At 72.3% G+C, this 26,661-nt stretch carries 22 protein-coding genes; 10 read left to right on the top strand and 12 right to left on the bottom strand.

The features are described 5' to 3' along the window. The first annotated feature begins 254 nt into the window (after positions 1 to 254). Positions 255 to 1,709 (top strand): glyceraldehyde-3-phosphate dehydrogenase, encoded by a 1,455-nt coding sequence (locus PV342_RS24300; protein ID WP_500318673.1) that lies wholly within the window; start codon positions 255 to 257, stop codon positions 1,707 to 1,709. A 126-nt stretch (positions 1,710 to 1,835) separates the two neighbouring features. Next, positions 1,836 to 2,576, top strand: coding sequence for a GNAT family N-acetyltransferase (locus tag PV342_RS24295; protein WP_500318672.1), 741 nt, complete (start codon positions 1,836 to 1,838; stop codon positions 2,574 to 2,576). Between the two features lie 22 nt (positions 2,577 to 2,598). Here the strand turns inward: PV342_RS24295 and PV342_RS24290 are convergent, their stop codons facing one another. Continuing rightward, a complete protein-coding gene (locus tag PV342_RS24290; protein ID WP_500318671.1) occupies positions 2,599 to 2,904 on the bottom strand; it encodes a TetR-like C-terminal domain-containing protein in 306 nt (101 codons plus the stop codon). Positions 2,905 to 3,156: 252 nt separating this feature from the next. Between PV342_RS24290 and PV342_RS24285 the strand changes: the two genes are divergently transcribed. Next, the gene (locus PV342_RS24285; RefSeq protein ID WP_500318670.1) at positions 3,157 to 4,392 is read left to right on the top strand and encodes a serine/threonine-protein kinase; all 1,236 of its coding nucleotides are present in this window, start codon (positions 3,157 to 3,159) and stop codon (positions 4,390 to 4,392) included. Positions 4,393 to 4,403: 11 nt separating this feature from the next. On the opposite strand, the gene PV342_RS24280 is transcribed toward PV342_RS24285, so the two are convergent. Beyond that, positions 4,404 to 5,246 carry an undecaprenyl-diphosphate phosphatase gene (locus tag PV342_RS24280; RefSeq protein WP_018558665.1) on the bottom strand — a complete coding sequence of 281 codons (843 nt, stop codon included), beginning with the start codon at positions 5,244 to 5,246 and terminating at the stop codon, positions 4,404 to 4,406. Positions 5,247 to 5,794: 548 nt separating this feature from the next. Here PV342_RS24280 and PV342_RS24275 point away from each other — a divergent pair. Then, entirely contained in the window at positions 5,795 to 7,096 is a 1,302-nt protein-coding gene (locus tag PV342_RS24275; protein ID WP_500318669.1) for a hemolysin family protein, read from the top strand. Then, on the top strand, positions 7,093 to 8,124 hold the full coding sequence (locus PV342_RS24270) for a hemolysin family protein (protein WP_386991694.1): 1,032 nt from the start codon (positions 7,093 to 7,095) through the stop codon (positions 8,122 to 8,124). Before PV342_RS24275 ends, PV342_RS24270 begins: the two co-directional genes overlap by 4 nt. Before the next feature lie 155 nt (positions 8,125 to 8,279). On the opposite strand, the gene PV342_RS24265 is transcribed toward PV342_RS24270, so the two are convergent. From PV342_RS24265 to PV342_RS24240, 6 genes are all read right to left on the bottom strand, one after another. Beyond that, entirely contained in the window at positions 8,280 to 8,519 is a 240-nt protein-coding gene (locus tag PV342_RS24265; RefSeq protein WP_361004872.1) for a twin-arginine translocase TatA/TatE family subunit, read from the bottom strand. Positions 8,520 to 8,693: 174 nt separating this feature from the next. Beyond that, positions 8,694 to 11,291 carry a Pls/PosA family non-ribosomal peptide synthetase gene (locus PV342_RS24260; RefSeq protein ID WP_500318668.1) on the bottom strand — a complete coding sequence of 866 codons (2,598 nt, stop codon included), beginning with the start codon at positions 11,289 to 11,291 and terminating at the stop codon, positions 8,694 to 8,696. A 259-nt stretch (positions 11,292 to 11,550) separates the two neighbouring features. Further along, positions 11,551 to 12,975, bottom strand: coding sequence for a rifampin monooxygenase (rox, locus tag PV342_RS24255; RefSeq protein WP_500318667.1), 1,425 nt, complete (start codon positions 12,973 to 12,975; stop codon positions 11,551 to 11,553). 218 nt (positions 12,976 to 13,193) lie between these two features. Further along, positions 13,194 to 13,781, bottom strand: coding sequence for a hypothetical protein (locus PV342_RS24250; RefSeq protein ID WP_500318666.1), 588 nt, complete (start codon positions 13,779 to 13,781; stop codon positions 13,194 to 13,196). A 95-nt stretch (positions 13,782 to 13,876) separates the two neighbouring features. After that, the gene (locus tag PV342_RS24245; protein WP_400808583.1) at positions 13,877 to 14,152 is read right to left on the bottom strand and encodes a DUF2199 domain-containing protein; all 276 of its coding nucleotides are present in this window, start codon (positions 14,150 to 14,152) and stop codon (positions 13,877 to 13,879) included. Between the two features lie 441 nt (positions 14,153 to 14,593). Then, positions 14,594 to 15,214, bottom strand: a complete 621-nt coding sequence (locus tag PV342_RS24240) for an L-threonylcarbamoyladenylate synthase (protein WP_386991703.1) — start codon at positions 15,212 to 15,214, stop codon at positions 14,594 to 14,596. A gap of 300 nt (positions 15,215 to 15,514) precedes the next feature. On the opposite strand from PV342_RS24240, the gene PV342_RS24235 reads away from it, so the two are divergent. Next, positions 15,515 to 16,126, top strand: a complete 612-nt coding sequence (locus PV342_RS24235; protein WP_400807758.1) for a PadR family transcriptional regulator — start codon at positions 15,515 to 15,517, stop codon at positions 16,124 to 16,126. Positions 16,127 to 16,274: 148 nt separating this feature from the next. Here PV342_RS24235 and PV342_RS24230 read toward each other — a convergent pair whose 3' ends face one another. From PV342_RS24230 to PV342_RS24220, 3 genes are all read right to left on the bottom strand, one after another. Beyond that, a complete protein-coding gene (locus PV342_RS24230; RefSeq protein ID WP_500318665.1) occupies positions 16,275 to 16,892 on the bottom strand; it encodes a PASTA domain-containing protein in 618 nt (205 codons plus the stop codon). A gap of 328 nt (positions 16,893 to 17,220) precedes the next feature. After that, positions 17,221 to 17,649, bottom strand: a complete 429-nt coding sequence (locus PV342_RS24225; RefSeq protein ID WP_500318664.1) for a type II toxin-antitoxin system Rv0910 family toxin — start codon at positions 17,647 to 17,649, stop codon at positions 17,221 to 17,223. Positions 17,650 to 17,821: 172 nt separating this feature from the next. Further along, complete coding sequence (locus PV342_RS24220) at positions 17,822 to 19,117, bottom strand: ThuA domain-containing protein (protein ID WP_400807751.1); 1,296 nt, start codon at positions 19,115 to 19,117, stop codon at positions 17,822 to 17,824. A 600-nt stretch (positions 19,118 to 19,717) separates the two neighbouring features. Here PV342_RS24220 and PV342_RS24215 point away from each other — a divergent pair. The 3 genes from PV342_RS24215 to PV342_RS24205 all read left to right on the top strand — a co-directional run bounded on the left by PV342_RS24215 (position 19,718) and on the right by PV342_RS24205 (position 24,474). After that, the gene (locus PV342_RS24215) at positions 19,718 to 21,949 is read left to right on the top strand and encodes a pectate lyase-like domain-containing protein (protein ID WP_500318663.1); all 2,232 of its coding nucleotides are present in this window, start codon (positions 19,718 to 19,720) and stop codon (positions 21,947 to 21,949) included. Between the two features lie 328 nt (positions 21,950 to 22,277). Next, on the top strand, positions 22,278 to 23,705 hold the full coding sequence (locus PV342_RS24210) for an RICIN domain-containing protein (protein WP_500318662.1): 1,428 nt from the start codon (positions 22,278 to 22,280) through the stop codon (positions 23,703 to 23,705). Positions 23,706 to 23,778: 73 nt separating this feature from the next. Next, positions 23,779 to 24,474, top strand: coding sequence for a pyridoxine/pyridoxamine 5'-phosphate oxidase (locus PV342_RS24205; protein WP_400807746.1), 696 nt, complete (start codon positions 23,779 to 23,781; stop codon positions 24,472 to 24,474). A 4-nt stretch (positions 24,475 to 24,478) separates the two neighbouring features. Here PV342_RS24205 and PV342_RS24200 read toward each other — a convergent pair whose 3' ends face one another. Continuing rightward, positions 24,479 to 25,399: an AraC family transcriptional regulator gene (locus tag PV342_RS24200; protein WP_433417480.1), complete on the bottom strand. Its 921-nt coding sequence runs from the start codon at positions 25,397 to 25,399 to the stop codon at positions 24,479 to 24,481. Positions 25,400 to 25,552: 153 nt separating this feature from the next. Here PV342_RS24200 and PV342_RS24195 point away from each other — a divergent pair, with 153 nt between their 5' ends. Next, on the top strand, positions 25,553 to 26,635 hold the full coding sequence (locus PV342_RS24195) for an aldo/keto reductase (RefSeq protein WP_500318661.1): 1,083 nt from the start codon (positions 25,553 to 25,555) through the stop codon (positions 26,633 to 26,635). Positions 26,636 to 26,661 lie beyond the last annotated feature (26 nt).

Here is a 26,661-nt window from a genome sequence, read left to right as displayed (position 1 = left end):
GTGGCGGTCAGCGGCTCGGCGCCGGGGGAGCGGCACGAGGCCGTCTCCCGCGCGCTGCCCACCGGGGCGCGGGCGACCGTGGCCCCGCGGGCCGGCGACGGGTACCTCTACGACGTCCTGCTGCGGGCGAAGACCGGCTCGGCGGCCGTGGGCGTCGTCGCGGTCTCCTGAACGACGACGGGCGGGACCCGCGGAAAGCACGAGGTGGCGGTGTGGTTAACATATGAGCACCGCCTAGCTCGAAAGATGCGCCTGTGACTGTCAATGACGACTCGTTCACCGACTGGAAGCACCGCGAGGAGATCGCGGAATCGATGATTCCGATCATCGGGAAGCTGCACAGGGAGCGGGACGTGACCGTCCTGCTGCACAGCCGCTCCTTGGTGAACAAGTCGGTGATCAGCATCCTGAAGGCCCACCGCTTCGTCCGGCAGATCGCCGGACAGGAGCTCTCCGTCACCGAGACGCTGCCGTTCCTGCGGGCCCTGACCACACTCGACCTCGGCCCGTCCCAGATCGACCTCGGCATGCTCGCCGCGACCTACCGGGCCGACGACCGCGGGCTGTCCGTGGAGGAGTTCACCGCCGGAGCCGTCGCGGGCGCCACCGGTGCCAACAAGATCGAGCGCCGCGAGCCGCGCGACGTCGTCCTCTACGGATTCGGCCGCATCGGCCGTCTCCTGGCCCGGCTGCTGATCGAGAAGTCCGGTTCCGGCAACGGCCTGCGGCTGCGCGCCGTCGTCGTCCGCAAGGGCTCCGGCCGGGCCGCCGAAGACCTCGTCAAGCGCGCCTCGCTGCTGCGCCGCGACTCCATCCACGGCCAGTTCCAGGGCACGATCACCATCGACGAGGCGAACAGCACGATCATCGCCAACGGCAACGCGATCAAGGTGATCTACGCCGACGACCCGGCGTCGCTGGACTACACGGCGTACGGCATCAGGAACGCCATCCTCATCGACAACACCGGCAAGTGGCGGGACCGCGAGGGGCTTTCGCAGCACCTGCGTCCCGGCGTCGACAAGGTCGTCCTGACCGCGCCGGGCAAGGGGGACGTCCCCAACGTCGTCCACGGCGTCAACCACGACATGATCAAGCCGGACGAGCGGATCCTGTCCTGCGCCTCCTGCACCACCAACGCGATCGTGCCGCCGCTGAAGGCGATGGCGGACGAGTACGGCGTCCTGCGCGGCCACGTCGAGACGGTCCACTCGTTCACCAACGACCAGAACCTGCTCGACAACTACCACAGCTCCGACCGCCGCGGCCGCTCGGCGCCGCTCAACATGGTCATCACCGAGACCGGTGCCGCCTCGGCCGTCGCCAAGGCCCTGCCCGACCTCAAGGCGAGGATCACCGGCAGCTCCATCCGGGTGCCGGTGCCGGACGTCTCGATCGCGATCCTCAGCCTGCAGCTCGCCCGCGAGACCACTCGCGAGGAGGTCCTCGACCACCTCCGCGAGGTGTCGCTGACCTCGCCGCTCAAGCGCCAGATCGACTTCATCAGCGCCCCGGACGCCGTCTCCAGCGACTTCATCGGCTCGCGCCACGCCTCGATCGTCGACGCCGGCGCCACCAAGGTCGACGGCGACAACGCCATCCTCTACCTCTGGTACGACAACGAGTTCGGCTACTCGTGCCAGGTCATCCGGGTCGTCCAGCACGTCTCCGAGGTCGAGTACCCGACCTACCCGGCCGCGCGGGTCTGACCGTCCCGCCCGCCGGTACGCCGCGGCGGACCCCCGCGGCAAATCGTTTGCGCGCACCGGCGGGCGGCCCGCAGCATGGGCCGCATGAGAGCGATGGCGACAGCGGCGGGCGGGTACTGAGTGGCCGTGCACGAGGAGGAGCGCCTGGTCCTGCGCGGGCCGGGGGGACTGCCGCAACTGACGTACGTCGAGGGGGTCAGGGACGGCCGTCCCTGGGCCGACCTCGCGGAAGCGGTGGGACCGGACCCGGTGCCGGCCGTGCTCGCGGGCCTGCCGGGGTGGGCGGTGTCGGGCTCCGTCGAACTCGGGGAGCAGCTCGTACGGCACGGTGCCAGGGTCCTCCGGCACGCCCACGGGATGGAGCGCGACCTCGTCGCCGACCCCCCGCGGGCCGAGTGGGCCTCGTGGCCCCTGCCCGACGGGCTGCGCGCCGTCCCCTGCGACCGCTCGGCCGAGGAACTGTTCCCCGCCTGGCGCGCCGCCTTCGCGCCCGGTCACCCCGACCACCACGAGGGCAATGACCAGGAGGCCCTCGACGCCCAGCTGGCCCCGGTGCTGTCGGGCGCCGTGCTCGGGCCGGTCCTGCCGTGCAGCGCCCTGGCGGTCGACGAGGCCGACCGCGTCGTCGCCGGGGTCGTCGTGACGGACCGCGACGGCCTCCCGTGGGTCGCGACGGTCTTCCGGCGGCCGGATTCGCGTTACGCCGGTCTCGGCTCCCGGCTGCTGCGCCGGGTGCTGGCGGACGCGGCGATCGGCGGTCTCCCACGGATCGGCCTGGCGGTGAGCGACGCCAATCCCGCCCGCGGGCTGTACGAGCGGCTGGGGTTCGCCGTGACCGACACCTCCCTCACCGTCCTCGTCCCCTGAGCGGGCGGGCTCGGCGCCGGGGTCAGACGGCACTGGTGGAGCGGGCGTTCGACAGGGCGAGGCGGCGCTCGTGCGCCTCCTGCGGCAGCCGGCCGCTGCGCATGAGGGTGACCAGACCGTGCGGCCCGGTCCAGGAGGTCTCCGTGAGGACGTCCGGTGCGCCGTCGGCGCCCGCCACCGGCCCGACGGCGCGCGGCAGTTCACCGAACGCCTCGCGCAGGGCCGCCGGGGCCTCGGGTGTGGCGAAGGGCAGACCGGCGTGCCGCGTGAACATCGCGTCACAGAGGGCCGGCCGCCGCCGCGCGAACGCCGTGTACGCGCCGCCCACCGCCGGCGCGCCGCGGGCAGCACGCGTGCGCCGGCCCCGTGCGGGAGCGGCCGACACGGTCGGCAGCCGGGTTCTGATGCATCAAGTCCCCTGAGTGGCAGGCGCCTTCGCTCGGCGTGCCCGCCCGGTCGTTCCGGGGTTCCCCGGTGAGGTGCGGGTCATCGGCGGTTGCGGCCGCAGGTCACCGCGAGTGTGCGGGTGAAGTACCTTAAGGGGGGTCTGGTTTGGCTCGCGGGATCGAGGTCGTACGACGTGCTGGTGGCGGATCGGTATCGCTTGGACGCGCCCATCGGCCGCGGCGGCATGGGCGAGGTGTGGCGGGCGACCGACGAGGTGCTGGGGCGTCCCGTCGCGGTGAAGCTCCTGCTGGGTGACGGCTCGGACGCCTCCGCGGCCGCCCGCTTCCGGCTGGAGGCGCAGACGGCGGCGCGTCTGGGGCATCCGCACGTCGTGGCGGTCTTCGACTTCGGAGCCTGGGACGGGCGGTTCTTCCTCGTCATGGAACTGGTCGAGGGCGACAGCCTGGCCCAGTTGCTGGAGGCCGGGCACGTACTGGGCGCCGAACAGGTCGCGGTCGTCGCCGCGCAGGCCGCCGCGGGGCTGGCGGCCGCCCACCAGCAGGGCATCGTGCACCGCGACATCAAGCCGGGCAACCTGATGCTCGACGCCGCCGGTTCGCTCAAGATCGGTGACTTCGGCATAGCCCGGTTCGTCGACGATCCGGCCGCCGCGCTCACCATGACCGGGCAGATCGTCGGCACCAGCCTCTACCTCGCCCCCGAACGGGCCCTGGGCCAGAACGCGGGACCGGCCTCCGACGTGTACGCCCTCGGGTGCGTCCTCTACCAGCTGCTGACGGGCCGTACGCCGTTCCAGGGCGACAGCCCGACGGCCCTGCTCTACCAGCACATCGACAGTGCGCCCGTGCCGCCCTCGCAGCGGGGCGTCGACCTGCCCGCGGCGTTCGAGGGCTACCTGCTCGGGCTCCTGGCCAAGCAGCCGGAGGACCGGCCGGCGGCCCAGGACGTGGCCGACTGGTTCCGCACCGACGCCTGGCGCGCGCGTCCCGTCCCCCTCCCCCCGCCCGCCGGCGCCGCGTCGCGCGGCGCGGGCAACGCCACCCCGAACGACGCCGGGAGCAGGGCCGGTACCTCGGCGCTCGTGTCGCCGCCGGCGACGCGGCCGGCGCGCGGCGCGCGAGCGGCTGCGCCCAGGCGGCGGGCGGCCCCGGCGCAGCGCCGCAGCCCCGGCGAGTTCATCCGCTACCGGCCGCGCGTCGCGAGCGCCATCGCCGGGGTGGTGGCCTTCGTGGTGGCCGTGATCCTCGGCATGATCTGGTTCTCGCCGGAGAGCAGCTCCGCCAACACCCCCACCGACGGTCCGAGCGCGACGCCGACCCAGGGGGCCGGGTCCTCGCCCCAGGCCGTCACACCGTCCGCGGACGGGGGCGACGACCAGGGCGACGACGACGCGCAGGACGAGGACTGAGCCGGGCCGGGTCAGCCCACGTCGCCCGCGCCGGGCGCGACCGCGCCGACGGCGACCAGCCCGATGATCAGCGCGCCGAGCAGCACGCGGTAGATCACGAACGGCGTGAAGCTGTGCGTGGAGACGTACCTGAGGAACCAGGCGATGGCCGCGTAGCCCACGGCGAAGGCGATCCCGGTGGCGAGCAGCGTCGGGCCCCAGGCGGGGGCGGTCTCGCCGCCGATCTCGAACAGCTCCAGGGTGCCGGACGCGAGCACCGCGGGGATGGCCAGCAGGAAGGAGTAGCGGGCGGCCGCCTCACGGCTGTAGCCGAGGAAGAGCCCCGCGCTGATCGTCCCGCCGGAGCGGGACACGCCGGGGATGAGGGCGAGTGACTGGGCGAAGCCGTAGCCGAGGGCGTGCGGGAGTGTCAGCTCGCTGATGGGCTTGGCCTTGCGGATCGCCCGGGTGCGGTCGGCGACGGCGAGGACCAGTCCGAAGAGGATCAGCACGGTGCCGGTGATCCGCAGATCACGCAGTGACGTCTCGATGCTGTGCTGGAAGACGGCGCCGAGGACCGCGATGGGGATCGTCCCGACGATGACGAACCAGCCCATGCGGGCGTCGGGGTCCTTGCGCCGGTCGGGGACGAAGAGTGAGGTCGTCCAGGCCTTGACGATCGAGACGATGTCGCGGCGGAAGTAGATCAGCACGGCCGTCTCGGTGCCCAGCTGCGTCACGGCCGTGAAGGCGGACCCCGGGTCCTTCCAGCCGGCCAGGGCGGAGAACACGCGCAGGTGGGCGCTGGAGGATACGGGCAGGAACTCGGTGAGCCCCTGCAGCAGGCCGAGGACGGCGGCTTCGAACCAGGACATCGGGGGGTGACTCCACGGATGGTCGGGGCGGCACGTCCCGGCGGCGGCGCCGCCCGGGGACGTGCGGGACATGAGCTCGGACGGTGGCGGTGGCCGGACGGACGGGGTGCGGCGCGCGGTGGAGCCGGCTCCGGTGGCGCGGGCCGTGCCGCCGGCCGCGGCACGGCCCGCCGGAGAGCCGGGGGCGAGCGGGTCAGGAATCCCTGTCGTCCGCCCGTGGCCGTTGGAACACCATTGCGGCGTTCGCTCCTTCACCCGCGGTTCCGTCGGCCCCCTGCGGGCCACCCCGGGAACTACCGCGTCAGGTAAAGAAGTTCCCAAGACACCCACTTGGCCGAGCGGGCTTCGTCCGGTCACGGGGCTCGCCGCGGCGGCGGCACAAGGCCCGTCTTCATTGACGGCCGCCTTTGCGTGTCCTTTACCATGGGTGGACCCTGCCGTACCGAGCAAGAAGAAGGAGCCGCGGTTCCCGCGATGGACCATCCCCCGAGTACCGACCGTGTCATCCCCCGAGGGGCCCGCCGAAGCGCGGCGACGGGGGTGACACGGTGACCGAAGTCCTGCTCCTCCTGCTGGCCCTGCTGCTGACCCTGGCCTGCGCGGTGTTCGTCGCGGCGGAGTTCTCCCTGACCACGGTGGAGCGCGGCGAGCTGGAACGTTCCGCCGCCGCCGGTGAGCGCGGCGCGGACGGCGCCCTCAAGGCCGTGCGGCGGCTGACCCTGCAGCTGTCCGGCGCGCAGCTGGGCATCACGGTGACCTCGCTGGTCATCGGCATGCTCGCCGAGCCGTCCCTGTCGGTGCTGCTGAGCGGCCCGATCGAAGCCGTCGGCCTGCCCGAGGGGGCCGCGTCGATGACCGGGACGGTTCTGGGCGTCGTCGTCTCGACCGTGGTGCTGATGGTGATCGGCGAGCTGGTGCCCAAGAACTGGGCGATCTCCAGCCCGCTGGCCGTCGCCAAGGTGGTGGCGGGGCCGCAGCGCGGCTTCACCGCGGCCTTCTCACCGCTGATCAACCACCTCAACGACACCGCGAACCGCCTGGTGCGCCGCTTCGGTCTGGAACCGGCCGAGGAACTGGCCTCCGCCCGCACACCGGACGAGCTGCGGGCCCTGGCCCGCCACTCCGCCGCCGAGGGCGTGCTCGAACCGGACTCCGCCGAGCTCTTCGTCCGCACCCTCCACCTGAGCGAGCTGACCGCGGAGAACGTCATGACCCCGCGCGTGGACGTCCGGGCCCTGGAGGCCCACGCGACCGCCGCCGACGCCGCGGCCCTGTCGCTGTCCACCGGCCTGTCCCGCTTCCCCGTCTACCGGGACAGCCTCGACGAGGTCGTCGGCACCGTCCACATCCGCGACGTACTGGCCCTCCCGGCCGGCGAGCGCGCCGGCACGCCCGTCGGAGCCCTGGCCACCGCCCCGCTGCTCGTCCCCGACAGCCTGCCGGTGAACCGGCTGCTGGACCGGATGCGCAGGCGCCGCACCATGGCCGTCGTCATCGACGAATACGGGGGCACCGCCGGTGTCGTCACCGTCGAGGACGTCGTGGAGGAGGTCGTCGGCGACGTGCGCGACGAGCACGACCCCCAGCAGCGGCCCGACCTCGCCCCCGCGGGCGACGGGTCCTGGGAGGCCGACGGCAACATCCGCATGGACCAGCTCGCCGGCATCGGCCTGACCGCGTCCGACGGCCCGTACGAGACCGTCGCCGGTCTGCTGGCCGCCACCCTCGGCCGGATCCCCGCCCGGGGCGACGCCGCGGAGGTCGGCGGCTGGCGCTTCACCGTGCTCAGCGTCGACCACCACGTGGCCGAGCGGGTCCGTGTCGCACGCATCCCGGAGGAGGCCCGATGACCGCGCTGCAGCTCGCCGTCGGCGCCCTCACATTGCTGACGAACGCCTTCTTCGTGGGCGGCGAATTCGCCCTGATCTCCGTACGGCGCAGCCAGATCGAGCCGCGCGCGCAGGCCGGTGACAAGCGCGCCCGCACGGTGCTGTGGGGCCTGGAGCACCTGTCCGCCCTGCTGGCCACCGCGCAGCTGGGCATCACCGTCTCCTCGCTGGTGCTGGGCGCGGTCGCCGAACCCGCCATCGCGCACCTGCTGGAGCCGGGCTTCGAGGCCGCGCACGTCCCGCACGCGCTGGTGCACCCGATCTCGTTCGTGATCGCCCTCACGGTGGCCACCTACCTGCACATGCTCGTCGGCGAGATGGTGCCCAAGAACATCGCGCTGGCCGCGCCCGAGCGCTCCGCGCTGCTGCTCGGGCCGCCGCTGGTGGCCGTCACCCGCGCGCTGCGGCCGGTGGTCTTCGGCGTCAACGCCTTCGCCAACGCCCTGCTGCGGCTGCTGCGCGTCGAACCGAGGAACGAGGTCGCGGCGGTCTTCACCGACGACGAACTGGCCCGGCTGGTCCAGGACTCCAGCGCCGCCGGTCTGCTCGACGCCTCGGGCGGCGAGCGCCTGCGGGACGCCCTGGAACTGGGCAGCCGTCCGGTGGGGGAGATCCTCGTACCGGCCGGCCGCATGGTCACCGTCGGCGAGCGGGTCACCCCGGACGAACTGGAGCGGACCGCCACCGCCTCCGGCTACTCGCGCCTGCCGGTCACCGGCGCCGACGGCGGCGTCCTGGGCTTCCTGCACATCAAGGACACCCTCGGCGTCGCCGAACGCGACCGCCCCTTCCCCCGGAGCTCCCTCCACCCCGTCATCCGGCTGCGCCCCACCACCCCGCTGGACGACACGCTCACCGCCCTGCGGGCCGCGGGCACGCACCTGGCCGCCGTCACCGGGGACGAGGGCAGGCTGCTCGGCTACGTCACCATGGAGGACGTCCTCGAGGAACTCGTCGGCCCCGCCACGGAGGTCGGGGAGGCGGCCTGAGCCCCCGGCGGGCGTCCCCGCTACGGGGGCCTCCGGCGGGCGGCGCGGCGATCCCCGGCGTGACGATCCCCGGCGCGTGGAGGGTCGCCAGCGGTTCCGGGCCGGTGTTCCCGTCCGGGCTTCGGCCGTGCTTCGGCCGGGCGGCCGGGGAGGGCTCAGCGGCCGGTGCCGTCCACCTCGTCGGTCCTGCGGATGACGTCCCCGGGAGCCGCGCGGATGACCTGCGGGGCGGGCCGTTCGGCGGCCGGGTCGTCGTCCGCCTTCATGGCCGCCGCCTCGCTCTTGAGGATGCGGGTGGCCTTCCCGGCGGAGCGGACGAGGTCGGGGAGCTTCCTGACGCCGATCAGGACGACGACCACGACGAGCAGCAGGGCGAGTTCGCTGAGGCCGAACATCGGGAGGTCTCCTCCGGCTGGACGGGGCGCGGTGCGCCCGTGGTGACGACCCTGTGGAAACTACAGCACCGTAGGTCTCGGCGGAGCCCGGGCCGCCTCCCGGACCGGGCTCCCTCGTCTTCCGCGGCGCCGCGGAAGACGAGGTGCGGCGCCCGGAGTCCCCGCGCCGCGGCTTCAGCCGGGCCCAGCGGCCACGGCGTCCCGCATCTCCCGTGCCGGGTTGCCGCCCCAGCGGGCCCGCTCGGGCACCTCCTCGCCCTTCATCAGGAAGGAGTCGGCGGCGAGGACCGCCTCGTCGCCCATCGTCACGCCGTAGTGGACGAGGGCGCCGACGCCGACGGTGCAGCGGGTTCCCAGCGTGGTGCGGTCCGACTTGAAGGTGCCGTCCTCCTGCGAGTGGCACTGGATCCTGGTGCCCTCGTTGAGGACGCACTCGTCGCCGATGCTGACGAGGGACCGTTCCGGGACGTAGCAGCCGTCGTCGAAGACCCGGCTGCCGATCCGCACGCCGAGCAGCCGCCAGACGAGGGTCTTGAAGGGCGTGCCGTTGAACACCGCGATCGCCTCGGTCGGGTTGGTGATCTTCCAGTAGCGCTCGTGCCGCCAGAAGGGGCGTTCGTAGATCGAGCAGTACAGCGGCCGGAGGCCGTGCGGGCCGGTGGTGGCGCGTTCGGTCAGCACCATGCCGGCGACGGCGAACAGCACGGTGAGGACGTTGGCGAGCGCGATCACCGCGGGCCCGAAGGTGTCGTAGAGGTCCGCGGCGGCCGACACGACCAGGGCGACCGAGAAGAAGAACAGCCACCGCGACCCCAGGTGCAGGGCCATCGTGGCGGCGTTGTGCCGGTTCTTGGCCGCCAGGCGCCGCCGGAAGGTCGCACGGTCCGCGACGAGGTGGTCGAACCTGCTGTCCCGCAGGACGGACCGGGGGATCTCGAAGCTGGGCGAGCCGAGCAGGCCCACGCCCTCGCGGACCTCCCCGTCGAGCGGCACCATCACCTTGGTGGCCAGGAGGCAGTTGTCGCCGGTCCTGCCCCCGGCGGGGAAGGCGATGTAGTTGCCGAGGAAGTTGCGGGGGCCGATCGTCACCTCGGAGGTCCGGAAGGACGTACCGGTGTAGTCGGTGTTGATGACCGACAGCCCGTCGGCGATCATCGTCCCCCGGCCCACGCTGGTCAGGCAGGGGGTGTCCTGCCGCACCGTGAGACCGAAGTTGGAGCCGGTCTGCTCGACCTCGCCCAGGTCGTACCCGAGCCGGCTCAGGAACGGCACGATCGCCGAGCTGTCGCCGAACAGAACCTTGTGGAAGCGCCGGTTGGTGAGGAAGCCCACGGCCCGGTGCGCACCGTAGCGGAAGCCGAACAAGGGGTAGTCGCGGTCCGGCCGGACGACGAGGTTCAGCACGCGCGGGACCGTCACCGAGAGCAGGGCCCCCAGGACGACGACGCCGAAGAAGAACATCGCGGACGCGGCCAGCGCGTCGGCGTAGAACACCCAGCTCGTCAGCGCCGTCGGCCCGGGCTGCAGCAGCGAGCGGAACTGCGGGACGGCGGAGACCAGCAGGACGACGCCGCCGACGGCCAGGGGCACGTACAGGATCAGGGCCGTCAGCACCTGCGTCACGGCGTAGAGGGCCCTGCGGAGGGCCCCGCACCGGGCGGGGCCGGCCTCGCGGCGGTAGTCGACCGCGGTCGGCTGCGCCGGCGAACCGTGCCAGTGCTCCCCGTCGGGCACGGACTGGCCGGCGTGCAGCGAGGAGGAGTGGCCGAGCTGGGTGCCGTCGCCCATGGAGGTATCGATGTCGAGCACCGTCGCCTCGCCGACCAGAACGTCCCTGCCGAGGGTGACCGGCCCGGTCCGGATCACCCCGGACTGCGCCCGGTAGCAGTTGAGGAAGGCGTCCTTGCGGATCACCGTGCCGTCGCCGACGGTGAGCAGATCGGTGCAGACCGGTACGTGGCGGGTGAGGACCGTGACGCGCCGCCCGATCCTGGCGCCGAGCGCCCGCAGATAGAAGGAGTAGACCGGGGACCCGGTGAACAGCGCCAGCGGATTCGCCCGGATCAGCGTCTTGGCGCACCAGAAGCGGACGTACGCCAGGCTCCAGAGGCGGATCTCCCGTGGTCGCCACCGGCCGACCAGCACCCACTTGCCCAGGACCGGGAGCACGCACATCCCGAGGAAGACGGCGGCACCGAACACGACCGCCCGCAGGTAGGTGCCGACCAGCCCCGAGCCGCCCGAGATCCACTCCACGCCGCCCGCGAAGACGAGGGCCGTCGCGAAGGAGTACGCGAGGAAGAACAGCAGTTGCAACGTCGCGCACAGCGCGTAACGCGGTGTGCCGGTCGGGCTCCCCGGCGCGTCCGGTCCGTACGGTGCCTGCGCCGGGGATGCGGCGGGCGGGACGGCGGCCGGGGGCGGGGCGTCGACGAGGGCCGCCGCCAGGCTCCTGACGGTGGGATGGCGGTAGACGTCCTTGATGGAGACGGGAGGCACGTCCTGGCGCTTCCTGAGCCGGGCGCAGAAGCGCGCCATCACCATCGAGTCGGCGCCGAGGTCGGTGAAGAAGTTGCTGTCGAGCGGGACCCGCTCGGCCTGTACGACCGGGGCCAGGACCTCGGCGAGGATCCGTTCGCGGCCGGTGGCCGCGGACCGGCCGGGACCGGGGCCCGGACCGGGGTCCGCATCGGGACCGGCGTCGGGACCGGCGTCGCGGTCGGGATCGGGGTCGGGTCCGGGTGTCAGGACGTCGACCGGGATGTCCGCCATGGCGGCTCCATGAGGGGTGCGGACCGCGTGCGATCGAGCCGGGCACCGAGGCGGCATCGCCTCGGCCGACGTCCGGGCGCGCGATCCGGAAACAGTGGGTGGGTCATGTGTCCGTGATCGGAAGATATGTGTGCCGTACTCGCAGTCTCGGCCCCGGGCGTCGCGGATGCCAGTCGGCCGACCGGTCACCTTCGGCAACTCCTCGGCGGCGCCACGTGATACCCCCTGGTGAGGTGGTGCCGGGAGCAGCCGCACCGGCTCAGCGCGCGGGGGCGCCGAACCAGCGGAGGAGGGCGGCGTGCAGCTCGCACCCGTCCGCGCCGGCCCAGGCCACGTGGCCGTCGGGGCGCAGCAGCACGGCGGGGACGTCGAGTTCCCCGCTGACGTCGACGACGCGGTCGACCCGGTCCTCCCAGCCCGCCGGCGACAGCGTCCCGCCCCGGTCGAGCAGCAGACCGCGGCCGCCGTGCATCAGCCCGTACAGCCGCCCCCGGGTCAGCCCGACGTCACGCAGCCGCCGGCCGAGCAGTTCGTGGCCCTCGCCGAAGTCGTAGCGGATCCCGATCCCGGTGATCTTCTCGATCAGGTGCCGGTTCACCTCCTCGAAGCCGGCCAGTTCGGACAGCAGCCGGCGCACCGCCCGCGGACCCGGCTCGGTGGACAGCAGCTGCATCTGCGCGCGGGTGTTGTCCAGCACGTCGGCGGCCACCGGGTGACGCTCGGCGTGGTAGCTGTCCAGCAGCCTCTCAGGCGCCCAGCCGTTCACCGCGGCGGCGAGCTTCCAGCCCAGGTTGAACGCGTCCTGGATGCCCAGGTTGAGACCCTGCCCGCCGGTCGGCGGGTGGATGTGCGCCGCGTCACCGGCGAGCAGCACCCGGCCCACCCGATACCGCTCGGCCTGCCGGGTGGCATCGCCGAAGCGGGAGAGCCAGCGCGGCGAGTGCACGCCGAAGTCGGTGCCGGCGACCGCCCGCAGCCGCTCCCTGAACTCCTCCAGGGTCGGCGCCGCCCGGTCCTCGGCCACCCCGTCGGCCGGCACGACGAGGCAGTACCGCCCGTCGGGCTCGGGGATGACGCCGAACCGCTCCCGCGTCCTGCGGACCTCGGCCACCACGGCGGCAACCGTATCCGGCGGCGCGGCCACCTCCATCTCGCCCATCAGCGTCTCGACCCTGGAGGGCTCGCCGGGGAAACCGACCCCGAGCAGCCTGCGCACGGTGCTGCGCCCGCCGTCGCAGCCGACGAGGTAGCGCGAGCGCAGGCACGTCCCGTCGGCCAGTCCGGCGGTCACCCCGTCGTCGTCCTGACCCAGCGCGGTCAGTTCGCAGCCGCGCCGGATCTCGACGCCGAGTCCGGTGACGTGCTCGGTCAGCAGGCGCTCGGTGTCGGTCTGCCGGATGGCGAGGACGTACGAGTGGGCGGTGTCCAGCCGGTCCGGCCACCGCGTGGCGAGGCCGGCGAAGAACCCGCCGGACGTGACCTTCCTGCCGAGCGTGAGGAACCGGTCGAGCAGACCGCGCTGGTCCAGCACCTCGATGCTGCGCACGTGCAGGCCGCGCGAGCGGGTCTGGACGCTCGGCTCGACCTCCCTCTCCAGCACGAGCACCCGCACACCCTGCAGCCGCAGTTCTCCGGCCAGCATCAGCCCGGTCGGCCCGCCGCCGACGACGATGACGTCGATCATCAACACACCCGACCCCGTAGGTTTTGGCTCAGGGCGGTGATTCTGCGTCACGGCGGGGGCCTTGCCGCAAGGCCCCCGGTGGGCTATAGCTTGAAAGTGGCAAGGAGCGGGCGCTCCTTGCCATTTGCGTTGCCTTCCGCCTCGGCGGCCTTTCGTCGGACGTGCCCTACGGGCCTCCCGAGGCCGCGCCGCCCCCGACCCGCGGCCGGGATCAGCGCCTACTGCTCCACGGAGTCGTTCTTCTCGGTGTCGGCTTCGAAGTAGACGTCGAGGATCGCGTCGAACTCATTGCTCCAGGACCGCAGTTGCCGGCGGCTGGGTGCGTCGGCCCACGCCTCGAACCAGCGGCGCTCGGACAGGTAGACCGTGACGCCGAAGCGGCGCCCCCACGTGGGGACGTCGACCTCGACCGCACGGATCTCCTTCCAGAGGAACTCGGCCTCGGTGTCGTCCAGCCGGAAGGTGAGGCCGCGCCGGTCCGCCCGGATGGCCCCCCTGCGGTCCGCCGCCTCGAACTCCCGGTTCTCGCCGGTGCCTTCGGCGGCTTCCTCGTCGTCATCGTCGGTGTCGGTGTCGGTGTCGGTGTCGTTGTCGGTGGCGGACTCATCCGCGGCCGTGGCGGGCGACGGCACGGTGCCGGTCGTCACGTCCGCCGCGGCGTCGGACGCGCCGCCGGTCCCGGAGGCTGCCGCGGCCCCGGTTGTGTCGTCGTCATCCGGTTCCGGTACGAGGATGCCGGGGACGTATGCCGGATCTGTGCCGGCGGCCTGTACGAGCGGGATGTTCTGACCTCTGCTCTGTTCCACGGCGGGCAGTATGGCTGATCCGCCTGTGCGTGTGACACTCGCCCCGCTGTTCGGTCCGCGCGGGACCCCGTGCGGGAAGCCGGCGCGGTGGTCACTCAGGACGGATGCAGCACGGCCATGGCGATCTCGCGGACGCGGTCCTGGGTGATTCCGGTGCGCTGTTCGACGGCGAGCGGATGGTCGGTGGGCTCCAACTCTATGAAGGGCCGCGTGCCGACCGGCCGTGTGTGGGCGTTGGTCCTGAGATTGGTGGTGCCGGGGGAGTAGAGCGCGAGTTCCGTGCTGAGCCAACCGAAGCAGGGCTTCTCGGCCTCGCGCCCCTCGGTGTTCAGTAGCTCATGGGGAGCTCTGCGTGGTGGTCGCCGCAGCATGAACAGGTGAAACCGGGATCGGTGGACATGGGGCGAGCCCAGTGGCCCCGTACATCGGCTCCCTTGGGCCGCGGAACCGGTGCATCTTCGCTGGGACGGGGCGGCTGTCCCGTCCCAGTGAAGTTTGACCGTTCTCACTGAAGTTTGACCGGTGCCCCGCGTTCGCGGCTGTTGATGCTGCGAGGGGCGGGGCGACGGTGGCCACACCTGCGCGGGCCATCGGTGATGAGGCCCCGCGTACCCTAGCTGGGCCTGACCTGCAGTGACTTCTACGCGTCGGGGGTGCCGTCCTCGGTCGTGATGTCGACGGCTGTCCCCTGTACGGCGGTCATGCCGAGAAGCCTCCCGAGGAATCAGCGGCGGGAGGCTGGTGCCGTCGGCGCGGCATGCGCGTCTCATGCTGCAGGCACGATCCATACCTTCGTGACCGGCCTCGCGGCCTCACTCGAACCGCGAGGTGTCTCCCGCGCCCCGCCGTACGATCTCTGCCACGCCGCCGGAGAAGTCGACCACCGTCGTCGGCTCGGTGCCGCAGTCCCCGGAGTCGACCACGGCATCCACCACGTGATCGAGCCGATCCTTGATCTCCCAGCCCTGCGTCATCGGCTCCTCCTCGTCAGGCAGCAGCAGTGTGCTGGACAGCAGCGGCTCGCCCATTTCGGCCAGCAGCGCCTGGGTGACCACATGGTCCGGGATGCGCACACCCACGGTCCTCTTCTTCGGGTGCAGCAGCTTGCGCGGCACCTCACGGGTGGCCGGGAGGATGAAGGTGTAGCTGCCGGGCGTGGACGCCTTCACGGCCCGGAACACGTCATTGTCCACCTGCACGAACTGGCCCAGCTGCGCGAAGTCCCGGCACATCAACGTGAAGTGGTGCCGGTCGTCGAGGTGGCGGATCGAACGGATCCGGTCCATGCCGTCCCTGCTGCCCAGCCGGCAGCCCAGCGCGTAACAGGAGTCGGTGGGGTATGCGATGAGTCCTCCCGACCGCACCGCGTCGGCGACCTGGGCGATGCTGCGCGGCTGGGGGTTCTCGGGGTGAACGTCGAAGTACTTCGCCATCTGCCGAGCTTATGCCGTACCCGGGTGCCGCACTCACGGGGCCGCGCCCCGTCGTCGCAACTACCGATGCGGACACGGACACGACCTGCCACCCACGCTCCTGGACGACGCAGCCGGCAGCTGTGTCAGGTGAACCTTCGATGAGACGAACGGCTCAGTCGTCAATCTTCGGTGAGACCGGACCGGTGCATCTTCGCTGGGACAGGACACGGCTCCGCAGGTCGAAGGGCCTTGCTCTGCGACCGTTGCCGATATATCGTTGAGGTATCGCGACCGTACGACGATGGAAGGAGCGTCATCATGCGTTCCCATGGACACGGACACGTCGGACCCGGCCATCACGGCCGCGGCGACCATGAGCAGGAGGGGCGGCGCGCGGCGTTCGGCCCGTTCGGACCGCCGTTCGGCGGCGGGCCCTGGGGGCCCGGGCCGTGGCACGGCGGGCGGGGCGGCAGGGGAGGGCCGCGGGGCCGGGCGAGGCGCGGCGATGTGCGAGCCTCGATCCTGGCGCTGCTCGCCGACCGGCCCATGCACGGCTACGAGATGATCCAGGAGATCGCCGAGCGCAGCGGCGGCGCGTGGAAGCCGAGCCCCGGCTCGGTCTACCCGACACTGCAACTGCTCGAGGACGAGGGCCTGATCACCAGCGCGTCGGAGGGCGGCAAGAAGCTCTTCACGCTCACCGAGGCCGGCCGCACCGAGGCCGAGGCGGGCGCCGACGCCCCCTGGGAGGAGGCCGGGCGCGGCATCGACTGGGAGGCCATGAACGAGATCCGCAAGGCGGGCGCCGGCCTGGTCGACGCCTTCCGGCAGGTCTGGGCGACCGGTACGCCCGAGCAGCGCGACAAGGCGCTGACGGTGGTCAACGAGGCCCGCAAGAAGCTCTACCTGATCCTCGCCGACGAGGACTGACCCCTTCGTACGCCGGTGGTCCGGGACGCACATGCGTCCCGGACCACCGGCGTCGTGATGCGGCGCCGCGGAGACGTCGTTCAAGGTGCGATCCGACCGCGTGAACCGGACGCCGGGACGGCGAACGATCAAGCCGGCACACCCGGGACTACGGACAGGCCTCACCGAACTTGACGGCCTTGAAGACGACGGGCTGTCCCGTGAGCCCGCCTCCGGCGGCGGGCGACTGCGAGCACACCTTCCAGTTGCTCTCCACGAGGATGAAGCGGTCCTGCCCCGAGGCGTCCTGCGCTGTGATGCCCGTCGCGGGGGTGAGCGTCGTGCGGGCCACCTTCAGCGACGTGCCGGTGAGGTCCGGCATCGTCGCTCCCGCAGAGGCGGGCGCCGAGGCGTCCTGGCCGGGGCAGGACTCGTCGCGCTTGACGGCACCGAAGTCGACGGTGGCGGTGGTGGTCCGGCTGCCTGGGGCCGGGCGCTGGAAGCAGACCTTCCAGTCGCGGTCCCAGATCTGGTCGCGGCCGCGGCCCAGCGCGTCGTGCGAGTCCAGGCGGTAGAAGCCGAGCGACTGGGCCTTGTCCTGGGCGGCCTGCAGGCCCATGCCGGCGAACGAGGGCAGGTCGGCCGGTCCGGCCGGTCCGGCCGTGGCGGGGGTGCCCGCGGGGGCCCGGCCGTCGCCGGTCGTGCCGGCGCCGGCGGGATCGCAGGCCGTTGCGGCGGTGGCGAGGGCGGCGAGCGCTAGAGCGGCGGCGGCGCGGGCGATCTGCATGGGCGGGGCTCCCCTGTCGGTCCGTCGGCCCCTCATGGCCGGCGCAAGCGCTACCGTACCGGGGCACAACGGATCAATGCTCCGTCATCCACCTATGGGTGACGCCTGATCAGGAACACTCTCCCGGCACGCGGGGCGGCGGGCCTGCCCAGCACGCCGGGCGGCATCGACGGTGCGGCAACTCCGCTGAGGCCGAGCGCGGGACGTACCCCTTCACGGTGGGGGAGAGAGTGCCGACGCGGTGCTGCGTCCGCGACGGGCGCCGGGGGCCGCGAAGGTCACGCCACCCGCGGCCCCCGGCCCCCGGGTCGTCCCGGCCGGTCCAGGGCTACAAGACGAGACCGGCGAGCTTGCGCAGCGACCCGTTGAGGGCCGCGGTGGCGGTGTCCTTGAGCTTGCCCGCCATGAGGGCGACGGCCGCGCCGTTGAAGGAGCCCTCGATGCGGACGTCGGTCCGGTCGCCGTCCGGCGTCAGGCTGTGGCGGGTGAGCAGGTCCACGGCCATCGGGCCCTTGCCGGCGATCTCGAACCCGCGGCCGGGGTCCACCGACGTGACCTCCCAGTTCACCACGACGGGGAAGCCCATCAGCTTCATGTCCTCCCGGTACGTCGCGCCCGCCTCCAGCGGCTCGGGACCGCCGTCGGGGAAGCCGGTGTGCGTGGTGCTCCACTGCGTGTGCGGGTTGGAGTCGGTGAGGGTGTGCCAGACCTTCTCGGCCGGAGCCGGGATGCGGGCCTGCGCGGAGACCTCGGCCATACGACCACACTCCCTTGCGTCGGCGGGTGAGCGGAACGTAACCGCCGCGACCGGAGGTTTCCATACTGATGAGCCGTCAGAAATGGTGGGGACGGGTACGCGGTGCCGGACGCGGAGGTGCCGCCCCGGCCCGTCGTGGGGGCGGGGCGGCACCGGGATCCCGTCGCCCGGGTCAGGGACGGACGACGAGCTGGAAGGACTGCGCGGCCGAGCCGTCGCAGGTGCGCTGGACCAGCTGGGTGCCGCTCGGGTCGCCGGTGGGGGCGGTGAGGCACTTGCCGCTGTGGCGGGCGGTGAAGTGGTAGCGGCCGCCGGACTCGGCGACGGGCTTCCACTGCTGGTTGCCGCCGCCGCCGTACGTCCAGAGCTGGAGTGCGGCGTTGTCGGCGGTGGATACGTCGGTGACGTCCACGGCCTTCGTGGTGTCGTTGCGGGCGGCCAGGCGCCGGTAGCCGCTGTCGGTGGACAGCACGCGGAAGTCCTGCGCGGTGGTGGAGTTGCAGGTGTACTGCTGGATCGCGGTGCCGTTGGCCGTGCCGGCGGCGCGGGCGTCCACGCAGCGGCCGCTGCCGGCGTTGACCAGGGAGTACCAGGAGGTCTCGGATATCGGGTCGGTCGGGTCGGGGTCACCCGTGGAGCCGGTGCCGAGCCACTTGAGTCCGTCGAGGAGGAAGGTGTTCTGGGTGGCGCTGGCGAAGGTCGACGACAGGCCGGTGTTCGTGTCGTAGTTCATGGCGTTGTGGCCGAAGTTGGCGTACAGCATGCGGTACTTGGTGTTGGTCCACAGGATCGGGTAGTAGCCGCTGTACCACGACTGCCCGGGGTCGGTGCCCAGCGGGAAGCTGACCGGGTCGACGGACGCCAGGATGTCGATGTCCGGGTTGGTGCGCAGGTCGTTGCTCCAGCCGTACCACTCGCTCACCGACGAAGTGAACGTCGCCGGCAGGCGCGAGGTGGAGGGGTGGGTGCGGTCCTCGACGCGCAGGGTGGCGGTCGTGGGGCCCCAGGTGTTGGAGCGGAAGTTCCCGCTGCCGAGGAACTGGTTGTAGTACCAGGGCCAGCTCTGCGCGTTGTCCGTCCAGGCCGAGACGTGGAAGCCCATCCAGCCGCCGCCACCGCGCATGTACGCCTCGAAGCCGGCGCGCTGGGCGGCGCTTGTCGGGGCGTCGTCCAGGAACAGGACGACCTGGTACTGCCCGAGCGCGCTCGCGTCGGTCAGCAGGTTCCAGTTGGTCGTCGAGGTGTACGTGAAGCCGTTGGCGGCCCCGGCCTGCGGGAACCACTGGTTGGCTTCCTTGACGAAGTCGATGTGGGCGGCGTCCCAGGTGCCGTTGTAGAACGCCAGCACCTTGAAGGGGGTGGCGGCGGGGGCGGCCGTGGCGGGAGCGGCGACGGCTCCGACGAGGACGGCGAGCAGCAGTAACAGGCGGGCGGCGACGCGCCTGGCGGCGGTCGTGGCACGGGTCATGGGGGGAGGTCCTTCCCGGTCGGCGGGCGCGTGTGGGGGGCGCCGGTGGGGGAGCGGAGAGGGGGAGAGGTGGGGGGAGGCGGTGGGGAGGCCTTCTTCAACTCGTGATTTAAGGAGTGAAGGAAGGGCGCAGTCAAGACTTTGGTACAGACCAGTAATGTCCGCGCAGGTGGCCTCCGTTGATCGGCGGTTCCGGACGAGGGGTCCGGGGGTGCGGATCGGGCACGGCGGTCCGGTGGAGGGGGCGCGTTCAAGTGTTGTCCGGCCCGGGTCCGGCGGAACTGCCGGCCGTGGGGTTCCGTACCGGTCGCCAACTGCGCGGATGCCCCTGCTCGCTGATGAGTTCAGGCCCTGCCACGCATCCGGCGGCCTTCGGAATCCGTAGCGCGACCTCTTGACGTGTCCGCTGCAGAAGCCTAACTTCACGCCGTGAAGAAAGGTCGTTCCGGCCTTTGAGCCGCTGTCGCACGGCCGGGCGCGTGCGCCCGGCGACCCCCACCCCCCACCTCCACCATGCCCGGTCACGCCGCCGCACGCTTCGGCATGCCCGCTCCCACCCCCCCCACGGCGCCGCGCCCCGCGCGGCAACAGGAGTCATCCATGAGAACCCTCGGAGCGCCGCCCCGCGGCGCCACCGGACGCGGCCGGGTCCGGCGCAGCGTCGTACCGCTCGCGCTCGGCGCGCTCCTGGCCTCGGGGCTGTCCGCCGTCGTGCTGACCGCCCCGCAGGCCCAGGCCGCGAGCCTCCCCACCGGCTGGGTGACCGTCGCCGCCAAGCACAGCGGCAAGTGCGTCGACGCCGCCGCCGCGGGCACCGCCGACGGCACCGCGGTCCAGCAGTACGCGTGCAACGGCACCACCGCGCAGCAGTGGCAGTTCCAGCCGACCAGCGACGGCTACGTCCGCGTCAACAACCGCAACGACGCGAGCAAGGCCTGGGACGTCACCGACGTCTCCGTGGCGGACGCCGCACCGGTCCAGCTCTGGTCGTACTCGAACGGCGCCAACCAGCAGTGGCTGCCGGTCGAGGAGGCCGGCGGGAGCTACCACTTCGTGAACCGCAACAGCGGCAAGTGCCTCGACGTGCCCGCCGCGTCGGCCGCCGACGGCGCCCGCATCCAGCAGTACACCTGCAACGGCACGAGCGCGCAGTCCTTCAGCCTGGGCTCCACCGACTCCCCGCAGAACCCGCCGGGCACCCCCGACTTCGGCCCGAACGTCTCGGTCTTCGACCCGTCGATGTCCTCGGCCGCGATCCAGGGCCGGCTCAACCAGGTCTTCGGGCAGCAGGAGTCCAATCAGTTCGGTGCCCAGCGCTACGCCCTGCTCTTCAAGCCCGGCAGCTACGGCGTCGACGCCAACGTCGGCTTCTACACGCAGGTCGCGGGCCTGGGCCTGTCGCCGGACGACGTGACGATCAACGGCGCGGTGCACGCCGAGGCCGACTGGTTCCAGGGCAACGCCACCCAGAACTTCTGGCGCTCGGCGGAGAACCTCTCCGTCAACCCCTCCGGCGGCACCGACCGCTGGGCGGTCTCGCAGGCGGCCCCGTACCGCCGGATGCACGTCCGCGGCAACCTGCAGCTGGACGACGGCGGCTGGTCCAGCGGCGGCCTGATCGCCGACTCCAAGATCGACGGCCAGGTGCGCTCCGGCTCGCAGCAGCAGTGGCTGTCGCGGAACAGCCAGTGGGGCAGCTGGACGGGCTCGAACTGGAACATGGTCTTCGTCGGTGACGTCAACGCGCCCTCGAACAGCTTCCCGAACCCGCCCTACACCACCGTCGCGCAGTCGCCGGTGACCCGTGAGAAGCCGTTCCTGTACGTGGACTCGGCCGGCGCCTACAAGGTCTTCGTACCGTCGCTGCGCACCAACACCCAGGGCACGACCTGGGCGGGCGGCAACCCGGCGGGCAGCTCCCTGCCGATCGACCAGTTCTTCATCGTCAAGCCCGGAGCGACCGCCACCGACATCAACGGCGCGCTCGCCCAGGGGAAGAACCTGCTGTTCACGCCCGGCGTCTACCACCTCAACCAGACGCTGAACGTCAACCGCGCCGGCACCGTCGTGCTCGGTCTGGGTCTCGCGACCGTGATCCCGGACAACGGCATCACCGCGGTGAACGTCGCGGACGTCGACGGCGTGAAGATCGCCGGACTGCTCATCGACGCGGGCACCACCAACTCGCAGACACTGATGCAGGTCGGCCCCGCCGGATCGTCCGCGCGGCACACCGCGGACCCGACCTCGCTGCACGACGTCTTCTTCCGCATCGGCGGCGCGGGCGTCGGCAAGGCCTCCCAGAGCCTGGTGGTCAACAGCTCGGACGTCATCGGCGACCACATGTGGCTGTGGCGGGCCGACCACGGCAGCGGGGTGGGCTGGAACAGCAACACCGCCGCCAACGGCCTGATCGTCAACGGCACGAACGTGACGATGTACGGGCTGTTCGTGGAGCACTACCAGCAGCACCAGGTGATTTGGAACGGCAACGGCGGCCGTACGTACTTCTTCCAGAACGAGATGCCGTACGACCCGCCCAACCAGTCCGCCTGGATGAACGGCTCCACGCGCGGCTACGACGCCTACAAGGTCAGCCCGTCGGTGACCGGTCACGAGGCCTGGGGCCTGGGCAGCTACTGCTACTTCAACGTCAACCCGTCCGTCGTCGCCGACCGGGCCTTCGAGGTGCCCGCGGTGTCGGGGGTCCGCTTCCACAACATGGTGACGGTCTCGCTCGGCGGAACGGGCACGATCAGCCACGTCATCAACAACAGCGGAGGCCCGTCCAACTCCGCGAACAACGTGGCCAACCTCGTCTCCGGTCCCTGACCCCGGCCGGACGACACCAGGCGGGGCCGCCGCCGTCCGCACGGTGGGCGGCGGCGACCCCGCCACCAGGCATGCCCGCAGGCCCGCCGGCGGTCGTCGCGGCCCCCAACGAACCCGTGGCGCCGGGGTCTTGACGCGGGGCTGGTCTGGTCCATAGCGTCTGCGGCCATCAGCTGTTCATGTAGTGAGGCGATGTTCACCTACATGAACGGCTGTCTCGATCCCCCCAACCCCCGGTACCACCCCCCCCGCTCACCTCGGTACCACCCCCTCAACGGCTTGCCCCCCACGACGCGCACCCCGGGTGCGCACACGAAGGAGCCGTCCCGTGCTGAAATCCGCCGTCAGAGCCCTCACCGCGGCCCCCGCCGTCCTCGCCATGGCCGCCACCGCCGTCGTCGCCACCGGCGGCTCCGCGAGCGCCGCCGCCAATCCCGGCCCGGGCTTTCCCGCCCACTACGCCGCGCCCTACGTCGAGACCTGGAACTCGCCCTCGGCGATGACCAACGTGCGCAACGCGACGGGCCTGAAGTACTTCACGCTCGCCTTCGTCATCGACGGCGGCGGCTGCAACGCCATGTTCAACGGCGACACGCCCGTGACCGACGCCGGCTGGACCTCCGCGGTCAACTCCGTGCGGGCCGCCGGCGGCGACGTCATCGTCTCCTTCGGCGGCGCCTCCGGCACCGAGATCGGCCTGTCCTGTTCCAGCGTGTCCGCGCTCAAGGCCCAGTACAAGAAGGTCGTCGACGCCCTCAACCTCACCCGCGTCGACCTCGACGTCGAGGGCAGCGCGATCGCCGACACCGCGGCCAACGACCGCCGCAACAAGGCGCTCGCCCAGCTCCAGCAGGAGTACGCGGCGGCCGGGCGCAAGCTCGACGTCCAGTACACCCTGCCGGCCATGCCCAGCGGACTGGACGACAACGGGACGAAGCTGCTCTCCAACGCCAAGAGCAACGGGCTGAACGTCAACCTCGTCAACATCATGACGATGGACTACTACGACGGGACCCGCGACATGGGCAAGGCGGCCACCGACGCCGCCACCGCCCTGCGCAACCAGCTCGGCGCCATCTGGCCGGAGAAGTCCGACGCCCAGCTGTGGGCGATGGAGGGCAACACCCCGATGATCGGGGTCAACGACGACACCAGCGAGATCTTCACCACCGGCAACGCCACCACGCTCGCCGACTTCGCCAAGTCCAAGGGCATCCAGGAACTCGCCTTCTGGGCGCTCGGCCGCGACAAGGCGTGCGCCACCAACGGGCAGCTCTCCGACAGCTGCAGCGGCACCCCGCAGAGCGCCTGGCAGTTCTCCTCCGTCTTCAACACCGTGACCGGCGGCGGCACCACCCCGCCGCCCACCGGCTCCACCGGCCAGATCACCGGCCTCGGCGGCAAGTGCGTCGACGTCGCCGCCGCGAGCAGCGCCAACGGCACCGCCGTCCAGATGTACGACTGCAACGGCACCACCGCGCAGCAGTGGACGGTCGGCACCGACGGCACCGTGCGCGCCCTCGGCAAGTGCATGGACCTCACCGCCGCCGGCACCGCCAACGGCACCAAGGTCCAGCTGTACGACTGCAACGGCACCGGCGCCCAGGTCTGGCAGCCCGGCACCGGGGACACCCTGGTGAACCCCGCCTCCGGCAAGTGCCTGGACGTCACCGACAAGTCCACCGCCAACGGCGCCCGGCTGCAGATCTGGACCTGCGCCGGCGGCACCAACCAGCAGTTCCACCTCCCGGCCTGACAGGCCCCACCGCCGCCGCCCGGCGCACCGCGGAACCGCGGTGCGCCGGGCGGCCGCATGCCAGGATCGTTGCGTGACCGACGACCAGGCCCCCGTGACCGCCGACGCCCTCCGGGAGCGCATGCGCTCCGCGCCCGTCCTCGCCGGGCCCCTTCCCTCCTTCGACCCCGACGGCGCGGGTCCGGAACCGGGGCCGCTGTTCGCCCGCTGGCTCGCGTACGCGCTGGACGACGGCGTCCCGGAGCCGCACGTCATGACCCTCAGCACGGCGGACGCCGGCGGCCGGCCCTCCGCGCGGGTGCTCATGCTGCGCGGCGTCGACCTCGACCGCCCCGCCTTCGACTTCGCCTCGGACGCGGCCAGCCGCAAGGGCCGCGACCTGGCGGAGCGCCCCTGGGCAGCCCTCACCTGGTACTGGCCGCGGCACGGCCGGCAGATCCGGGTGACCGGACCGGTGGAGACCCTGGGCCGCGACGCCACCCGCCGCGACTTCCTCGGCCGCCGCGAGGCCTCCCGAGTGGCCGGCTTCACGGGCGTGATGAGTGCCCCCCTGGAGGACCGTGCGGCGTACGAGGAGGCGCGCCGCCGGGCCGCCGGGCACGTCGCCGCCCACCCCGACGACGTCCCCGAGGGCCACACCGTCTACCGCCTCGCCGCCGAGGAGGCCGAGTTCTGGCAGGCCGCCCCCGCCCAGGGCCACGTCCGCCTGCGCTACACCCGCGACCCCGCCGTCCCCGGCGGCTGGACGCGCACGCTGCTCTGGCCCTGACGCCTCACGGCAGGTGCCGCACGCCGGCGGGAGTGGCGGCGGCGCGCACGCGGGCGGCGTCCTGCCCGGGCGGGGCGCCGAAGAGGCGGCGGTACTCGCGGTTGAACTGGGTGGGGCTGGCGTAGCCGACGACATGGCCGACGCCGGCGACGTCGTCGGGGCGGGCCACGAGGAGCGAGCGGGCCTCCTGGAGGCGGATGCGTTTCTGGAACTGCAGCGGGCTCATGGTCGTCACGGCGCGGAAGTGCCGGTGGAAGGCGGAGGGGCTCATGCCGGCGAGGCGCGCGAGGTCGTCGATCCGCAGGGACTGCGCGTAGTTGTCGCGGATCCAGTGGATGGCCCGGCTGACGTGGGACAGACCGCTGTCGGCCAGGCCGATCTGGCGGACCATGGCGCCGTGCGGGCCGGTGAGCAGCCGCCACAGGATCTCGCGCTCGATCATCGGGGCGAGCACGGGGGCGTCCGCCGGGTGGTCGAGCAGCCGCAGCAGCCGCACCACGGCGTCGAGGAGGTCGGGTCCGGCCTCGCCGGTGGCGATCGCGGGCGGGTTGGACGCGGCCCTGGCCCGGCGGCCGGGCGGTGTCTCCAGCAGCAGCGGGGCGATGGCGGCCGCGCGCAGGACCAGCCCCATGCCCAGCGCGGGGTCCTGCGCGCTGACGTCCAGGTAGTGGCCGGTGACCGGCAGAACCGCGGTGACCAGCAGATACTGCCCCGCCCGGTAGTCGTGCACCTCCTCGCCGAGCAGCAGGCGCTTGCCGCCCCGGGCCATGACGACCAGCAGCGGTTCGGTCAGCGAGTAGTCCGGCGGGGCCGTCGCGACCCGCGACAGCAGCAGGCCGTCGATGGGGGTCCGCAAGGAGGGCCGGGCATGGGTCGCGACGAGGTCGCCGAGCTCGTCCAGCAGGACGCCGGGTGGGGTGCGCACACCTCACCGAACCATCCGCACCGGAAGCCGGCAAGCTCGATCAGGGCGAAGTCGGCAGGATCGGGCAAGAGCCCGCGCGGATCGGTCTACCCCGCCGGAGCGGCCTCCCGTTGCATGGAGGGGACAGAATCCGGCGCACGAAGGAGCACGTCCATGCCGCTCGACCACTACGTCACCCTCGGCCGGTCCGGCCTGCGGGTCAGCCCGTTCGCGCTCGGCGCGATGACCTTCGGCGAGGACCCCGGCGGTGCCGGGTGCAGCGTCGAGGAGTCCGAGAAGATCCTGGAGACCTACCTGGACCGCGGCGGGAACTTCGTCGACACCGCGAACTTCTACACCAACGGCCACTCGGAGCGGATCCTCGGCGACTGGTTCGCGGCCCACCCCGGGCGGCGCGAACACGTGGTGCTGGCGTCGAAGTTCTTCACCAACCTCTTCCCCGGCGACCCCAACGGGGGCGGCGCGGGCCGCGGTTCGATCGTCGCCCAGCTCGACGAGACCCTGCGCCGCCTGCGGACCGACTACCTGGACCTGTACTGGCTGCACAACTGGGACCGCCACACCCCCATCGAGGAGACGATGCGCACCCTCGACGACCTCGTGCGCGCGGGGAAGATCCGCTACATCGGATTCTCCAACACCCCCGCCTGGCTGACCGCGCAGGCGCAGACCACCGCGCTGCTCAAGGGCTGGACCCCGCTCATCGCGCTGCAGGTCGAGTACTCGCTGCTGGCCCGCACCGTGGAGGGGGAACTCGCCCCGCTCGCCCTCGACCAGGGCATGGCGCTCGTGCCGTGGAGCCCGCTGAAGAACGGCTTCCTGTCCGGAAAGTACCGGCGCGGCGGCGCGGTCGCCGACTCCGCCCGCACGGCGTTCGTCGGCGGTCCCGGCGAGGACGAGTTCCCCGTCATCGAGGAGGTCGCCGCCGTCGCCGACGAACTCGGCACCACCTCGGCCGCGGTGTCCCTGGCGTGGCTGCGCGCCCGCGAGGGCACCGTCGTGCCGATCGTCGGCGCGCGCCGCCTGGAACACCTCGAGGACAACCTCGCGGGCCTCGACACCGTCCTCGCGCCCGAGCACCTGCGGCGGCTGGACGAGGTGTCCGCCCCGGTCCTGGGCTACCCGGCGCCTCTGCACGGCGCGATGCGGGCGATGCTGCAGTTCGCGGGAACGACGGTCGACGGCCAGACCTCCGCGGTGTACCCGCCGCTGCTGCAGAGCGACGTCCGCTACTGAGGCGCCCGCGGCGCCCGGCCCCGGAC

Origin of the sequence: Streptomyces sp. PA03-3a, from assembly GCF_033792735.1 — a bacterium.
Taxonomy (GTDB): Bacteria; Actinomycetota; Actinomycetes; order Streptomycetales; family Streptomycetaceae; genus Actinacidiphila.
Note: the sequence above shows the minus strand (reverse complement) of the source record. Positions and strands in the feature narration are given on the sequence as shown.

Bases quoted from the DNA above. Each gene is read 5' to 3' on its own strand.
- PV342_RS24235 (WP_400807758.1), top strand. From the start codon at position 15,515: ATGCGTTCCCATGGACACGGACACGTCGGACCCGGCCATCACGGCCGC.
- PV342_RS24245 (WP_400808583.1), bottom strand. From the start codon at position 14,152: ATGCTGCGGCGACCACCACGCAGAGCTCCCCATGAGCTACTGAACACC.
- PV342_RS24230 (WP_500318665.1), bottom strand. From the start codon at position 16,892: ATGCAGATCGCCCGCGCCGCCGCCGCTCTAGCGCTCGCCGCCCTCGCC.
- PV342_RS24220 (WP_400807751.1), bottom strand. From the start codon at position 19,117: ATGACCCGTGCCACGACCGCCGCCAGGCGCGTCGCCGCCCGCCTGTTA.
- PV342_RS24265 (WP_361004872.1), bottom strand. From the start codon at position 8,519: ATGTTCGGCCTCAGCGAACTCGCCCTGCTGCTCGTCGTGGTCGTCGTC.
- rox (WP_500318667.1), bottom strand. From the start codon at position 12,975: ATGATCGACGTCATCGTCGTCGGCGGCGGGCCGACCGGGCTGATGCTG.
- PV342_RS24270 (WP_386991694.1), top strand. From the start codon at position 7,093: ATGACCGCGCTGCAGCTCGCCGTCGGCGCCCTCACATTGCTGACGAAC.
- PV342_RS24225 (WP_500318664.1), bottom strand. From the start codon at position 17,649: ATGGCCGAGGTCTCCGCGCAGGCCCGCATCCCGGCTCCGGCCGAGAAG.
- PV342_RS24280 (WP_018558665.1), bottom strand. From the start codon at position 5,246: ATGTCCTGGTTCGAAGCCGCCGTCCTCGGCCTGCTGCAGGGGCTCACC.
- PV342_RS24240 (WP_386991703.1), bottom strand. From the start codon at position 15,214: ATGGCGAAGTACTTCGACGTTCACCCCGAGAACCCCCAGCCGCGCAGC.
- PV342_RS24215 (WP_500318663.1), top strand. From the start codon at position 19,718: ATGAGAACCCTCGGAGCGCCGCCCCGCGGCGCCACCGGACGCGGCCGG.
- PV342_RS24260 (WP_500318668.1), bottom strand. From the start codon at position 11,291: ATGGCGGACATCCCGGTCGACGTCCTGACACCCGGACCCGACCCCGAT.
- PV342_RS24195 (WP_500318661.1), top strand. From the start codon at position 25,553: ATGCCGCTCGACCACTACGTCACCCTCGGCCGGTCCGGCCTGCGGGTC.